Source organism: Photobacterium sp. Ph5, assembly GCF_022129445.1.
Lineage (GTDB): Bacteria > Pseudomonadota > Gammaproteobacteria > Enterobacterales > Vibrionaceae > Photobacterium.
This window is the reverse complement of record NZ_JADQAQ010000020.1, coordinates 58,641-73,530: the sequence shown is the minus strand read 5'-3', so window position 1 is coordinate 73,530 and position 14,890 is coordinate 58,641. Positions and strand designations below refer to the sequence as shown.

16 protein-coding genes and 1 riboswitch are annotated in these 14,890 nt (G+C 41.2%); of the genes, 3 read left to right on the top strand and 13 right to left on the bottom strand.

The genetic code is table 11. The features are described 5' to 3' along the window. Nucleotides 1-480: 480 nt before the first annotated feature. Nucleotides 481-948 carry an RNA-binding protein gene (locus I3259_RS09925; RefSeq protein WP_238029475.1) on the top strand — a complete coding sequence of 156 codons (468 nt, stop codon included), beginning with the start codon at nt 481-483 and terminating at the stop codon, nt 946-948. On the opposite strand, the gene murI is transcribed toward I3259_RS09925, so the two are convergent. Further along, entirely contained in the window at nt 911-1,723 is an 813-nt protein-coding gene (murI, locus tag I3259_RS09920; protein ID WP_238029474.1) for a glutamate racemase, read from the bottom strand. The two genes, I3259_RS09925 and murI, sit on opposite strands and share 38 nt — an antisense overlap. Before the next feature lie 245 nt (nt 1,724-1,968). Beyond that, nucleotides 1,969-3,828 (bottom strand): TonB-dependent vitamin B12 receptor, encoded by a 1,860-nt coding sequence (gene btuB, locus I3259_RS09915; protein WP_238029473.1) that lies wholly within the window; start codon nt 3,826-3,828, stop codon nt 1,969-1,971. 31 nt (nt 3,829-3,859) lie between these two features. After that, a riboswitch (cobalamin riboswitch) is annotated at nt 3,860-4,101 on the bottom strand. A gap of 147 nt (nt 4,102-4,248) precedes the next feature. Here btuB and trmA point away from each other — a divergent pair. Then, on the top strand, nt 4,249-5,355 hold the full coding sequence (trmA, locus tag I3259_RS09910) for a tRNA (uridine(54)-C5)-methyltransferase TrmA (RefSeq protein WP_238029472.1): 1,107 nt from the start codon (nt 4,249-4,251) through the stop codon (nt 5,353-5,355). 67 nt (nt 5,356-5,422) lie between these two features. On the opposite strand, the gene I3259_RS09905 is transcribed toward trmA, so the two are convergent. Beyond that, the gene (locus I3259_RS09905) at nt 5,423-5,803 is read right to left on the bottom strand and encodes a YijD family membrane protein (RefSeq protein WP_238029471.1); all 381 of its coding nucleotides are present in this window, start codon (nt 5,801-5,803) and stop codon (nt 5,423-5,425) included. Between the two features lie 27 nt (nt 5,804-5,830). Then, nucleotides 5,831-6,463 carry an HTH-type transcriptional repressor FabR gene (fabR, locus tag I3259_RS09900; protein WP_005372563.1) on the bottom strand — a complete coding sequence of 211 codons (633 nt, stop codon included), beginning with the start codon at nt 6,461-6,463 and terminating at the stop codon, nt 5,831-5,833. Nucleotides 6,464-6,768: 305 nt separating this feature from the next. On the opposite strand from fabR, the gene sthA reads away from it, so the two are divergent. Then, nucleotides 6,769-8,184 carry a Si-specific NAD(P)(+) transhydrogenase gene (gene sthA, locus I3259_RS09895; protein ID WP_238029470.1) on the top strand — a complete coding sequence of 472 codons (1,416 nt, stop codon included), beginning with the start codon at nt 6,769-6,771 and terminating at the stop codon, nt 8,182-8,184. A gap of 65 nt (nt 8,185-8,249) precedes the next feature. Here the strand turns inward: sthA and cysQ are convergent, their stop codons facing one another. From cysQ to gspH, 9 genes are all read right to left on the bottom strand, one after another. Next, nucleotides 8,250-9,083, bottom strand: a complete 834-nt coding sequence (gene cysQ, locus I3259_RS09890) for a 3'(2'),5'-bisphosphate nucleotidase CysQ (RefSeq protein WP_238029469.1) — start codon at nt 9,081-9,083, stop codon at nt 8,250-8,252. 3 nt (nt 9,084-9,086) lie between these two features. After that, entirely contained in the window at nt 9,087-9,644 is a 558-nt protein-coding gene (nudE, locus tag I3259_RS09885; protein ID WP_238029468.1) for an ADP compounds hydrolase NudE, read from the bottom strand. Between the two features lie 161 nt (nt 9,645-9,805). Further along, nucleotides 9,806-10,564 (bottom strand): type II secretion system protein N, encoded by a 759-nt coding sequence (locus I3259_RS09880; protein ID WP_238029467.1) that lies wholly within the window; start codon nt 10,562-10,564, stop codon nt 9,806-9,808. A gap of 2 nt (nt 10,565-10,566) precedes the next feature. Next, complete coding sequence (locus I3259_RS09875) at nt 10,567-11,049, bottom strand: type II secretion system protein M (RefSeq protein WP_238029466.1); 483 nt, start codon at nt 11,047-11,049, stop codon at nt 10,567-10,569. Then, nucleotides 11,049-12,338 (bottom strand): type II secretion system protein GspL, encoded by a 1,290-nt coding sequence (gene gspL / locus I3259_RS09870; protein WP_238029465.1) that lies wholly within the window; start codon nt 12,336-12,338, stop codon nt 11,049-11,051. The genes I3259_RS09875 and gspL overlap by 1 nt, the downstream gene beginning before the upstream one ends. Then, nucleotides 12,307-13,320 (bottom strand): type II secretion system minor pseudopilin GspK, encoded by a 1,014-nt coding sequence (gene gspK, locus I3259_RS09865; protein ID WP_238029464.1) that lies wholly within the window; start codon nt 13,318-13,320, stop codon nt 12,307-12,309. The genes gspL and gspK overlap by 32 nt, the downstream gene beginning before the upstream one ends. Further along, the gene (gspJ, locus tag I3259_RS09860; RefSeq protein WP_238029463.1) at nt 13,320-13,961 is read right to left on the bottom strand and encodes a type II secretion system minor pseudopilin GspJ; all 642 of its coding nucleotides are present in this window, start codon (nt 13,959-13,961) and stop codon (nt 13,320-13,322) included. The genes gspK and gspJ overlap by 1 nt, the downstream gene beginning before the upstream one ends. Continuing rightward, nucleotides 13,948-14,307, bottom strand: a complete 360-nt coding sequence (gspI, locus tag I3259_RS09855) for a type II secretion system minor pseudopilin GspI (protein ID WP_238029462.1) — start codon at nt 14,305-14,307, stop codon at nt 13,948-13,950. Before gspI ends, gspJ begins: the two co-directional genes overlap by 14 nt. Then, a complete protein-coding gene (gene gspH / locus I3259_RS09850) occupies nt 14,297-14,884 on the bottom strand; it encodes a type II secretion system minor pseudopilin GspH (protein ID WP_238029461.1) in 588 nt (195 codons plus the stop codon). The genes gspI and gspH overlap by 11 nt, the downstream gene beginning before the upstream one ends. Nucleotides 14,885-14,890 lie beyond the last annotated feature (6 nt).

Here is a 14,890-nt window from a genome sequence, read left to right as displayed (position 1 = left end):
CTTAACTTTTCAACGAGTGCCCACACAGATTGCATGGTCAAATTGTTAAAGAACATTGACTCAATACTTCGTATTGGTCAGGGATGCGTATTTTACTCAGCCCTTAACTGTAGTCAAGAAGAAATTCTAAAATCAAACTTTCTTTTTGACTACCCTTGGTTTAACCAAAGATTCAATCGTTATTCGATATTATTAATTCAAAAAGTTTGAACTCGATCATTTGTTTGTTCGTGTTCCCTTTCGATGGAGCGGCATTATAGAGACTTCGATCACTCTGACAAGTCTTTTTTAAAAAAAATAATGTATTTGCTCGTTATTTCATCTACTGTGATTGATATGCTTGTAATTACAACATTTGATGAACTGATTGTTCACTCGCTAGTAATTACAACTCAATGAAAGTAATATCATTGTGAGTTCGATGTTAAAAGAAACAATACGCATTCTTCCTTCCATTTTGACGATGTAGTTTAATTAAATATGAAATCAAATAATCAAACCATAATAACCGCTATAGCGATTGCTATTATCGGCGCATTAATTTTTAGCCTTATCCCTTCCCTTTCTTCTATTAGTTTTGCTTTAGGTGCTATCGCTGTCGGTGCTGCACTTTATTTCATGCAAACACCTAAAGAAGTCACCCCTATCGATAACACTGAAACCTCTCAAAGCAGCAAAACCCTTTATGTTGGTAACCTTCCTTATCGCGCTAATGAGACTGACGTTAAGAACCTATTCGCTGAACATGGTGATGTTTTTGCGGTACGCCTAATGAAAGATAAACGAACAGGTAAGCGTCGTGGTTTTGGCTTTGTTGTGATGAGTAGCCTCGATGCTGATAGTGCTATCGAGCAATTAAACAATAAGGAATATGGCCAACGTACATTAAAAGTACGTGAAGCTAATGAACCTAAAAATGTAGATACGGATACCTTAGAGACTGAATAGTACCAAGTCCTATTTGATATAAGCTTTTATTCAGCGCCGTTACACTTTGTGTAGCGGCGCTGCTGTATGTGAGGTTGTTTATTTTATTATGACATTGTTTTTCTTGTTCAGATAACCCTAACAAAGACGATACTCGTAGCGCTATCGCTTTACCTGAATCTACTATATAAACATCATTATTTAATACAGCTTGTATTTCTTCTTTAATTAAAGGGAAATGCGTACAGCCTAAAATAATACTGTCTACTTGCTGTTGCCATGGCGCTAAAATCTCACTGAGTTCATTAAGAGAAATAGCTTCCCCACGTAGCTTTTGCTCCGCCATTTCTACTAATCGAGTTGAACCGATCATTTTTACTTCGCAATCACTGGCAAATTGGTTAATTAACTGCTGCGTATACTCGCGTTTAACGGTTGCAGGTGTTGCTAATAAACCAATCACTTTAGTTTGACTTAATTTAGCCGCAGGTTTAATTGCAGGAACAACGCCAACAATTGGTATATTGAGATTTTGACGTAGAGCCGGTAATACAATGGTACTTGCTGTATTACACGCGATAACAACTAAGTCGGCTTGATACTGTTCAACTAATATCGAGACAATATGGTTGGTACGTTCGATAAGGACATTATCGGGTAATTCGCCATACGGGAAAGCGGCGTTATCGAAGGCATAGATATATTGCACTTGCGGTAAAAGATCGTAGATTTCTTTATAAACAGATAAACCACCAACACCAGAATCAAAAATAACAATCTTTTTCACTCGTACCATACCTAATAAACATTACTCACCTTATGATACTGCGATCTTCAGCTCTCGCAAACAGCCCTGTTAGTTAACTGATACCGCTGATAATAAAATCGCTCAATTATGTCTATATTTTTCCATGTAATGCCTAGAGAGCGCTGGAAAAACGGCGCATCAACCACAAAGGTTTGTACTGAATCTTTCCCGTTATGTACAAGCTTTATTAAAAAGGCCGCTGTATTAGCGGCCTTTATCTCTAACATTTTCGATTAAAATTGGTAATTAATACTGGTGTAATAAGTACGTCCTGGCATTTGATAGCCACCAGCCGTCTCATAATCTTCATTTAGAAGGTTAGCTACTCGACCTTTTAACGCAAGCTTTGGCTGTAACCAATAAGTTAATGCCAAATCCCATGTATCATAAGCAGATAACTCACCCGTTGGACCATATTGATCTGGGCGCTTGCCATGGTATTGATAGGTTAGTGCGCTATCGAGATCACCAACACTTGCTGTACCTACCCACTTAAACGAAAATTTCTCACGACGATCTAAGCGCTGACCTTGGCTATTACGGGGATCTTTAAAATCAAAGTTTAGCTGGTGAGATAGAAAACCTGTATCAAAGTCTGCTTCAACTTCAATACCTTTGATTTTGCTTTTTCCTGGTTCGTTATAGTACTTCCAAGACGTGTTATTAAAACCAATAAGGTTATCAATCTCCATGCGATAACCTGTAACAGCTAAATCAATCACGTTGTAGTTAGCTTCAATAGCCATTTCCGCATTTTTTGATTTCTCTGGGTTTAGTGTTTCAGTACCATAAAATGGTGAGTACAGTTGGAATAAATTCGGTGCTTTAAATGCACTACCGTAAGATGTACGTAGTTGCACTTCATCAGTGATATACCAACCACCTGCTACGTTATAAGTAAACTGAGAGCCATACTGCTGGTTATCGTCTAGACGTAAGCTTGTTTCTAATGAAAAATCATTAACGTTTACTAAACCAATACCGTAAACACCTGTATTGTTTCTGCTAAATGCATCTGAAGATAGCTTGTCTTGCCATGACTCTTTACGCCAATCAACACCGCCGACTAATTGTAGATTGTCGTTAACGGCAAAATGGTTATTCCACTGTAGATTACGCTGGGTAAATTTCTCATTCTGACTAGCAACAAAAGGCATCGTAGCTGCCGCTTTATTATAGTCATAATTAGTTTGATGTTGATAATCTGCGATTAACTTAGACTGGTAGCGCCCTAAATCTAAATCTAATCCTGCGCTATAGTCAAATAACTCCGGTTCTGACTGCATATATTGATGTACTGGTTCACCGGAGAAGAAATCAACGAATGAGCTATCATATTGGTACTGATTTTTATACCACCGTGTAGAGACAAACCCTTTTAAGGTATCGCTAAAACGTTGATGATAAGCAATCATGGCATTACGGCTAGCAAAGCCATGTTTATCACCATCATTTAAGCCAGGTTGTGGTTTAACGTTATAGCCTTCATCGTCTTCATAGCCTACTGCTAATTGCAGCAAACCATTTTCACCAACTTTATACGCGCCTGATGCACTTGCCTCTTGATAGTTATTACTACCAATACCTACATTCAACTTCGTTTTAGATGGTGAATCGACATCAGCCAATGTAATGATATTGATTACACCGCCAATCGCTTCTGAACCATAGATTGCAGCACGAGCACCACGGGTAAATTCAATACGCTCAACCTGAGTTAAAGGGACTTGATTAAAATCAACCGCACCTTTTGCCGCACGTGCCATACGAATACCATCAACTAACACGAGTACTTGATCGGAGTTAGTACCACGAACCATAATGCTGGCTAGCTGGCCTCGACCACCATTTTGCGTAACCTGAACGCCTGGTAATAAGCTGATCACTTCTGTGAGTGTTTTTGCTTGTATCTTATCGATATCTTGGCGGGTAACAACATTGAATGGAGCAAGTACTGAAGTCACAGGTTGCTCAAACCGATTGGCAGTAACCACCATCACATCGTCAGTTTGGGTGTTATCTTCTGCTGCAATAATAGAAAAAGAAGGAAAATACACCGACGTTACCGCCAGTGCTAAAAGTGTTTTTTTCATTTGAGGATCCTAAGTCGCGTATATAACAAAGCAAAAGTGCTTTACCGCTGGTTGGTATTCGGACTTAAGAGCATGACCAGAAGAAGGTCGCCTAGGCATCAACTTCCCATCTTAACAACACATCATTCAATATTTATTGATTAAACATATTGTTAAAACAGTGTTTGGAATACATCCATGTGCGTTCGTTCTCTATTACCGCTGCGCGTCAGTTACGGATTTTCACCGTATTCCCGTACCATCCCATGGTTAACCAGCGCAGAGCAGATGCTAGTGATGTATCGCTTTTATGTCTAGTTTTGTTTGCTATTAGTTATAAATAATTCACTTTAATAAGAACATTTATTCCTCGAAGACTGGACATCACTGTGCAATGCAATAAAATCTGCGCTCTTATTTTGAGCAGTCGAGGCATACACTATGACATCTACCATCCTTAACACCGCTGGTTATCAGCAACAGTTGGATGAAAAGGCAGAGCGTATTCAAAACATTTGTGCTGATTTTGATACCCCTGAACTCGAGGTGTTTGCCTCTCCTGCAGAGCATTACCGTATGCGTGCAGAATTCCGTGTTTGGCATGAGGGTGAAGATCTTTTCTACATCATGTTTAACCAAGAAACACGTGAAAAATACCGTGTTGATCAATTCCCTGCGGCAAGTCGTTTGATCAATGATTTGATGCCAATGCTGGTTGATGCGATCAAACCTATTAAAGCGCTACGTCATAAACTATTCCAAGTCGATTTCTTATCAACCCTTAGTGGGGAAATCCTTGTTTCTATGCTTTATCACCGCCAACTTGATGATGAGTGGACAGCAGAAGCTAAGCAACTAAAACAACGTCTAAATGATGAAGGCTTTAAGCTAAATCTTATTGGTCGTGCTCGTAAGATGAAAATCGTGCTTGATCAAGACTATGTTATCGAACAGCTAAAAGTGCACGATCGCACCCTAACCTACAAGCAAGTTGAAAATAGCTTTACTCAACCTAACGGTGAAGTTGCACAAAAAATGCTTGAATGGGCTGTTGACTGCACTCAAGACAGCGAGGGTGATTTACTTGAACTTTACTGTGGTAACGGTAACTTTTCACTAGCGCTAGCACAAAACTTCGAACGCGTATTAGCAACAGAGTTAGCAAAACCATCTGTAGATTCTGCGCAATACAACATTGCGGTTAATAACATTGATAACGTACAAATCATTCGCATGTCTGCAGAAGATTTTACTGATGCAATGGAAGGTAAGCGTGAGTTCCGCCGCTTAAAAGATCAAAATGTGAATCTTCAAAGCTACAACTGCAATACGATCTTTGTCGATCCTCCACGATCGGGTATGGATGAGGGAACCTGCCGTATGGTGCAAGGTTATGAGCGTATCATGTACATCTCTTGCAATCCTGAAACACTCAAAGAGAATTTAGAGATCCTGTGTGAAACACACAAAATCACACGTTTTGCCTTATTCGATCAATTCCCATATACCCATCATATGGAAGCTGGTGTATTACTTGAACGTAAATAATATCGCTAAAATTTAGGAATAAAAAAAGGCGCTAATGCGCCTTTTTTTATTCTAGGTATTAATGAAATTATTTCGCTTCAGCTTCTGGCTTGGCTTTTTTATCCATTACACCCATTTTGTAGCTCACCCAGAATAGCAGTGCTAGTGCAATCATTAATGGCAGGAAGTTCGAGCCCATTTCTGGCATTGCTGCACGAAGAAATGCTGAGTAACCAAATGCACCAACAAAGAAACATGCCGTTGCAATCGCAGGCGTACCTTCTGTCATTGGTTTACGTAGGTATTCTTGGTATAGACAGTACACTGCCAATACAAATGCAAGCACAGGGAAAATAGAGAATGCCACGCTGCTTGACGTTAATACTGCTAATGTTGCGTTACCACATACACCTGCTAGTAATGATAGAACTAGAGTTTTACGTTCTGCTTTAACTTGTTGCTTGTCCATATCCTTCACCACAAAATCGAAATAAGGTTATAGTTTTTGCCTGAGCTCTCGACGCTCACGCTCTTTTCGGTACCAATAAGCACCCTTTGCAATCATTCTTAATTGCATAATCAATCTTTCTGCATGCTCAGCACGAGCATGGCTATCCAGATCTAACGCTTCTGCTCCTGAACTAAAGACTAAAGTAACGGATGCCTCTGCTTGGGTATACGCTTCTTCGTGCGTCACCCCTGTTTTGGCCTCAAGATACTCACTTAGTTCAGCAACAAAGTGTTGTATTTCACGAACGACAGCAGCACGAAATGCTGTTGATGTGCCTGAACGTTCACGTAATAGTAGACGAAAGACATTAGGACTACTTTCAATAAACTCCATAAACGTCTCAACCGAGGTACGGATCACACTCCCTTCGGTCGCAATACGTTGACGGGCTTGCCGCATTAGCTGACGAAGGATCAATCCCCCTTCATCCACCATGGTTAAGCCTAATTCGTCCATATCTTTAAAATGACGATAAAACGATGTTGGGGCAATCCCAGCTTCACGAGCAACCTCTCGTAAACTTAAATTAGAAAAACTTCTGTCTGCACTTAACTGGCTAAACGCAGCATCGATAAGCGAGCGACGGGTTTTTTCTTTCTGTTGAGCCCTGATCCCCATGGACATCTGCTTCTCTATAGTTTTCTGATCATAATACGCGACTAAATGAAGATAAACAGTCACGTAAGAATAGTCCTATACTACTGGCTCTATCGCCTTCACGCAAAGCCCGATTAACATCATTTATTCATGCACTTCACAATCTACTACCTCACTGTTCAGTGTGATCATTAACATTTATTATTCCAACTCAACGATAGAGCGTGATCCCTCGCTAGCTCTGACCATCTATTGATTCTCCTATTGATTACAAATCGTTACACTTACGATGCAAAAATGTTACCAATACAAATAGGAATAATGTGATGACGGATACGCAGTGCAGTAATAACAGTCATTTTGATGTGATTATTATTGGTAGTGGCCCTGGCGGTGAAGGTGCTGCTATGGGATTAACAAAAGCCGGTTTCAACGTTGCAATTATTGAACGCGAAGACAGCGTTGGTGGAGGCTGTACGCACTGGGGAACGATTCCATCTAAGGCTCTGCGTCATGCTGTTAGCCGTATTATTGAATTTAATCAAAACCCGCTTTATTGCAAAAATAACTCAACACTTCACAGTACCTTTAGCCAAATCCTCGGCCATGCTGAAGTGGTTGTTAATAAGCAAACACGGATGCGCCAAGGGTTTTATGACCGTAACCAATGCCAGATTATTCATGGTGAGGCACGCTTTATTGCCAGTCACGATGTTGAGGTAAAAAGCAGCGACGGTAGCCTTGAGCGCTACAGCGCGGATAAATTTATTATTGCGACAGGCTCTCGTCCTTACCATCCTGAGGGTGTCGATTTTGATCACTCCCGCGTGTATGACAGTGATTCAATTTTACGTTTAGAGCACGATCCTCGCCATATTATTATCTACGGTGCTGGCGTAATTGGTTGTGAATACGCATCTATTTTCCGTGGGCTTGGCGTTAAAGTTGATTTAATTAATACCCGTCAACGTTTGCTGGAATTTCTTGATAATGAAATATCAGACTCTCTGTCTTATCACCTATGGAACAATGGGGTGATGATACGTAATGATGAGATATTTGAAGAGATTGAAGGGACTGATGACGGGGTGATCTTACATTTACAATCTGGCAAGAAAATGCGTGCAGACTGTATTTTATATGCTAATGGCCGTACAGGTAATACCGATAAACTCGCGCTCGAACATGTTGGCTTAACCCCTGACTCTCGCGGACAACTCAACGTTAATCGCAGCTATCAAACCGAGGTCGATCATGTTTATGCGGTAGGAGATGTGATTGGTTATCCAAGTCTTGCTAGTGCAGCTTATGACCAAGGTCGATTTGCAGCACAAGCGATCAGTAAAGGACAAGCTCAAGGTCAACTAATTGATCATATTCCAACGGGTATTTACACCATTCCTGAGATCAGCTCAGTAGGTAAAACAGAGCAGCAACTAACCGTAGAGAAAGTGCCATATGAAGTGGGGCGCTCCCAATTTAAGCATCTGGCACGTGCGCAAATTGCTGGAACAGAAGTGGGAAGCTTAAAGATTTTATTCCACCGAGAAACCAAAGAGATCTTAGGTATTCACTGTTTTGGTGAACGTGCTGCAGAAATTATTCACATCGGACAAGCAATCATGGAGCAAAAAGGTGAAGGTAATACGATTGATTATTTCGTCAATACCACCTTTAACTACCCGACAATGGCAGAAGCTTATCGAGTGGCGGCACTCAATGGCTTAAATCGTTTGTTCTAACCATATAGCTAAATCTCATAGAAATAAAAACGGAGCCACTTAGCTCCGTTTTTTTATGCTATATATCAGTCAGCATTCATCATCCGATCATCTGGCTCTAAAATATCCGCCCAAGGCAGACCTTCATCACCTAAAGTAATAAAGTTTGGATTCTCTAATGTATTACGTTCGTTATAAGACAGCGGCGTTAAGTGAGTATTAAGAATTCGCCCGCCCGCCTCTTCAACAATACATTGGGTTGCTGCGGTATCCCATTCACCCGTAGGCCCCAAACGTAAGTAACAATCTACCGCACCTTCTGCCACCAAACATGATTTTAATGCCGCAGAGCCTAAAGGCACGAGTTCATAGTTGTAGCTAGGATCTAATCGCGATGTAATTGAACTGATATCTTGGCGACGACTAATGGCAACAACAATAGACTTAGTATTTTCTTCATGATGATGAGTCGCAATTTTGACACTTTCACCTTCCGCGGTGATCTTATGCGCGCCTTTTCCTTCATAGGCATAATATGACACCCCAGATACAGGCGCATAAACCACTCCCATGATTGGATGATTATCTTCAACTAACGCAATGATTGTCGCGAAATCACCGCTACCTGCAATAAATTCTTGCGTACCATCTAATGGATCAACTAACCAATAACGTTTCCATTGGCTACGCTCTGCTAATGGTACGCTAGCGTCTTCTTCAGACAACACGGGAATATCAGGTGTTAGTTGTGTCAATCGCTCCATCACTAACTTATGAGCTGCAAGATCAGCACTTGTCACTGGCGTATTATCATCTTTGATCTGTTTCTCAAACTGACCACGTTGATAAATATCTAAAATCAATTGACCTGATGCTCGAGCGATCTCAACCACATCGGGCAGTAAATGCGAATAGGCCATTAGTTACTCCTCTCGTGCTAATTGCTTCAATGCTAAAAACAATGCGGTAATACTCCGCGCTTCGGCAAAATCAACATGCGTCAGAAGCTCTTCTGCTTGGGCTAATGGCCAACGAATAATGTCTAACGGCTCTGGCTCATCACCTTCAAGTTTTTCAGGATACAGATCTTGCGCTAAAAACAATGTCATGCGACTGGAAAAATAAGACGGGGCTAATACCACTTCTTTTAATGGCTGTAGTTGATGGGCACCAAAACCAATTTCTTCTTTTAATTCACGATTGGCCGCTTCAGTCGATGTTTCTCCCTCATCAATTAAGCCTTTAGGAAAGCCTAATTCATAACGTTCGGTACCTGCTGAATATTCGCGGATCAACAATAAGTCACCTTGTTCCGTCACAGGGACAATCAGCACCGCATGGCGACCACTTGGCTTCATACGTTCATAAGTACGCTCAACCCCATTAGAAAAACGTAAATCCAACGATTCAATTTTAAACAGTCGTGATTGAGCAACAACCTCTGCAGATAAGATTTGAGGTTTATCTTTACTTATCGCCATCTTAAAGCCCTATTTCATGTTATCGCGAAGAACAATATTGTTTTATGCCTATGCTTCATTAAAAGCTAATCGCGCAGATAAATAAAGAGGCAGTCTACTTAGACTGCCTCTTACTATTCACTTTGTGATTAATAACCACTCAAATCGCGACGATTAGATAATTACAAACGCCCTGAGTAATTAATTTTATATTGCCCTTTTGAGTCAGGATCGCCTAACCATTTTAATTGTTGAGACAATTGCTCTGGGAATGTTGCCCCCGGCTTAAACCATCCTGATAAGCTGTAACTACTATTTTTAGCTACGTTTGCTTGCCAATCGCTACTAACATCATCAGATGACTGTGAAGCTTTTGCTAAAATAGCGCCTTCTTGACAACTTAAATCGGCAAAAACAGGGCCTGGATTAATATTCCCCATGGGCGTTGACGCATTACCTTGCGCCCAAGCCAACATTGCATTCAAGGTTTTACAATACGGCGCGGCATACAGATAATCACGTACTGTAAGTTCAATATTACCCGTTAATGTTAGCGGCACAGGTAACTTGGCATACTGCATGGCATTAGCTGCTGGTATTGAGACTAAGAGTTTTTCAGCAAACGGTCCCGAGGTGCTATAACCGACAATACCACTACCTTGTAGTTGCATATCACTGCCACGGCCAAACCGGACATCAAACGCAAGTTTACCTGTAAATAGGCTACCCAATTTCATGTCCCATTGAATTTGACCTAAGCTTTGATTTTGCCACACAACAGCATTAGCAGAGCCTTGCCATAGGGTTCCTTGAATACCACTTAATGATAAACCCTGAACTTTTGGTGCTTGTTGCCATGCCCAATTAGCCGGTAAATGGGCAATAGCGCTGGCAATAAATACCACCCCAAATGTTGCGCCGATAGCGAGTTTAAATTTCACCTTTAGCCTCGTCCTAACTGTAATCGGTTTACTTCTACCATACCGTTTTGATCTGTTTTCGAGATATCAATAAATTGCGTTTCAATCCCAAAGTTATCTTGCAGGTAAGAGAGCCAATTAAGTAATGCATTGAACGGTACAGGCTTTACCCATACTTGAATCGCATCATTACGTGGTTGCATACGGATCAATTCAATCTTAAAACGTTCCGTGGTTTCATTTACCACTTGGTTAAGCCCTTTGTCACTCACATTAACCGTACCACCAGCACGTTTAAACGCTGTAATCTTATTTGCCTTATCTTCAACCCAAGACAATAGTTGACGTTCACTTTGAATACGTTTTTGTGCCAATTCACTACGCTGGTTTAGTGGTTGCCATAATCCCCAATACAAAATAGCCACCAACAACGCACTTCCTGCACCAATAACGAGATATTGCTCGCGCTGACTTAATGCTTTCCACCATGCTTTTATCTCTGCCATTATGCTTTTCTCCTTAGCACGACAGCACCACTGACTAAGCCATCTTCCTTACTTAATTGCCCTTGCTCAACGGTAAAGTCTTTCGTCAACACACTGCGTAATTTCTCAAAATCTTGGAAGTCAGATGCGGTTGCTTGTAAACGTAGCTCACCCCGCTTTTGATCGTATTTAAGATTAACGACTTTGACACTTGGGGCTTTTGCTAATGCTGGTTTTAGTTCTGATAACCACATTAAGATGCCATTATTAGAACCCTGTCCACCTAAACTTTTCAGTGCTGCATTCATTTGGTTTTTCAAATAACTCTGCGACGGAATACGTTTAAATTGGGGTAATACTTGGCGGAAAATCCTTTCGCTTTCAGTACGGTATGCTTTGGCTTGATACTCTAACTGTTGTAACTCCATCATATGCTCACCAACAACAGCAACCAGTACCAAACTTGCTGCAATCGCAACTTTTCGCCATGGCTTTAAATGCTTACGCCAAGCCGCTTGTGGTTTATAAGCCCCTGATAGCAAATTAACTTTACTTTCTGCAGCCCCTTGCGCTAATAATTGCATCACAAGCTCTGGTGTATGTGCTTGCCAATGCCCACTGACACCTTGAGGAGCTGATGTATAGTGGTGTATGACAACTTGGCTTGGATTCGATTCAACATCAACCGCCGCAGATTCAATGGCGGCTTGCTCTGTTTCTTCATCATCCTCATCGTCATTAGCGGCTAAAATAATTGGCGCTTTTTGGGCTCTGACCCATGCATCTAACCAGCTCGTTTCCGCACAAATACCCATAACCTCTGATTGACGGATCAACCATTGACCTTCAATTTCAGCGGCACTATAACCATCATCAAACAACGGTAAACACAAACAATCTGGAATAACTTTCTTTAGCTCTAAGCCTCGAGCTTTAAAGGCTGATAACCATTGCAGCATTTTTTGATGCTCAATAAGGGCTACCGTTGCTACATCATCTTCTCGACGAAGCAACTGAACATGTAAACTTTCAACATCCTGCGCCAATTCTTCTTCTAAGAGATAAGGTAAAACGGCGGTTAATTGGCGGCTACTGCCTGCAGGAATAGCAACTTGTGTTAATAACATCTCACTGGTAGGTACCAAACCATATACAGGTCGACTACCTGCATATTCCACTAGCTGATCTAATTGCGTGATATCAGCTAACTGACCTGATGCAATCACTTCGTTCTGCTGTGGCGACCAGACAAGCCATTGCACCGACACCTCAGGCCGACTACTCAGTCTTATCGTCAGAAATTCGCTCACGGATTCCTCCATACTGGCGACGTACTACCGTCACCTTGTTATTATCATCTCGTTTAAATAGCGTTACCGCTCGTAATCTGGCGTTATCTATTTGTATTTCAGCATCTAATGAAAAATAGTTACTGCTGACCGTTAAGTACTTTTTCTGTTGTTCTTGTTTATCTGCTTGATCGCCTTGTGGTAGCTCTTTCATAAAATCATCAACGCTATCCCACCCTTTGCGACGGGCATCGCGATCTTTAATAATTTTTTTTGCAGCATCCAATGAAAGCTCTGGCGAAAATAAGGCTGACAATAATACGGCTTGCTTTTCAGTGATCGTATTTACATTGAGTTTAAAATCATCGGTTGGCAATGCGCACACCAATCCTTTTACTTCATCATAAATATCAGCCGTCACCCCGTTAATCGCACGTAATTCACTGCGATCTGCCAACCAACCATTGGGCGGTAAGTAAGGCGGTTGAAATGCTTCATACGTGCTGTCTTCGCCACCATAGCTTGATTGCACTGTGGTATTCTTATCAATAAATTCCCAGCTAGAATCTGCGATTTGTTCTGCTGAATAATCATCAATACCACTGTCGATCATGATGTTTTGAAAGTAAGTCACTAAAAATGGCTGCTTACTGCCATCAGCTACGGGTTTTACAGCCCCCAACGCATTAATGTTAAAACAAGCTTGTTTATCAAACATGCTACCGGTGACTACTGCACCATCAATCGGATAGGTTTGATCTTCTATCGCCCATGGCTGAGATAAATCAATAATCTTGCTGTCTTTAAAGGTTAAAGCGAGACCTTTTTCGGCTAATGCTTCAACCCCTAAACTGTACCAATACGCCTGCTGATGCTGAATTTGATTCTCAACACGATGAAAATTATGTTGTAAACGTCCCGTCATTTGTACGGCGATCAAGCTCATTAACGCCACCAGCAAGAGCACCACAATTAACGCAACACCGCGCTGTTTTTTAATCATTATGGTTGCTCCGACTCAGCAGATAATGCAGATTCAGGCACGAGATAAATACGTTCAATGTCACCAAAATCTTTCAGCGTCATCGTCACTTTAATACCTTCTGGTAACTTATCTGCGGTATCCCATTTATCTTGCCATTTTTTATCGGTGAAGAAGGAAAACTGTAATTTAGTCACACCGTCTAATAACACCTTAACCAGTGGCTTTTCACCAATAACATTATCTGGATAGCGAAACCAAACACGCTCTAATTGATCGTCAACCACACGATAGCCAACGCGAGTAACATCACCGCGTGGAAACATAGCTTGGGGATTTTGCCAGCCTGTTCGCACGAACATGATCCCATCGCTACTCGAATCCAAAAGGTACTCACCAGCTTGTAACACTTTATCGTTAGGCTCTTCGCCATTAAGCCTACTTTTACGGGCAACAATTTGACGAAAATCGTTATCCATCATAATCGTGGCACGCTGTATTTCTTTTAATCTTTGGTTATGATCCTTTGATTGCGCATCACTACGCATCACGTTATTCATGACTTGATAAGCAGATAAGCTCAGCATGGCAAAGACAGCTATTGCAACAAGTACTTCCAGTAACGTAAAACCGCGCTGGCGGGAATGATTAATTGACGACATAAGTCTTTACCGTTATTACCGAATGCTCACGCTGTGGATCGCTTGCTACCGAAATCTCAATTTGGCGTAATAAGCTCTGCTGCGTTTTGACACTTTTTACTGTCCAATACCATTCACGATCGGCTAATGTAGACTTACCTGTCTTACTTGATGTTGGATACTGACCGCTTAAATGTAATTGTACGAGTTCATTATCAGCCACCATCGCAGCAAAGGTTTTTTCTTCTAAATAGCCCAGCGTATTTAAGTGTTGGCTAACCGCTTTCATAATACTCAGCGCAGCAACAGCAAAAATGGCTAAGGCAACTAACACTTCTAATAAGGTAAAGCCTTGTTTACTTCTCACGTTTTGTTGCCTGTTCTAAGGTTTCACCTGGCTTAAGCAAGACTAAATTACCCACCTCATCGGCGCTAACTCGCCAAAATTGATTTTCACCGTCGACCTCAAAACTTAAAGTAAACGGTGTGTATTCACCACTCGCCATAACCACTATTTGAGGTTTGATCTTTTTCTTTTCTTCGTCTGACTTTGTAAATAAGTCTTCATCTTTAAACAGTGAATCTGATTTAAAAAGTCGGTCTTTATCTTTCCATGCACCGCCAATCTCAACCTGAGTTGTAATCGCGTTATCTAACTTCACATCGGTATAAAATTTGGCACCTTCTAGTGGTTGCCAACCATCTTGGGTTAATTGCACAAAATTATATTGGTGTGGCTCAACACGAATGCCGTAGTCCACACCATTGAGCATTGCATCCTCACCCAATAGTTGGGCAAGGTGATGAAAACGTACTGCTTGCTCTTTTACCTCATCACGCTTGTTATCCGGTAAAGTTGATATCACCGCAACTGCGCTGGTTGCGAGTAACACCAGCACCAACATCATTTCAATGAGAGTAAAACCTGCACTACGTTTCATCATGAATTC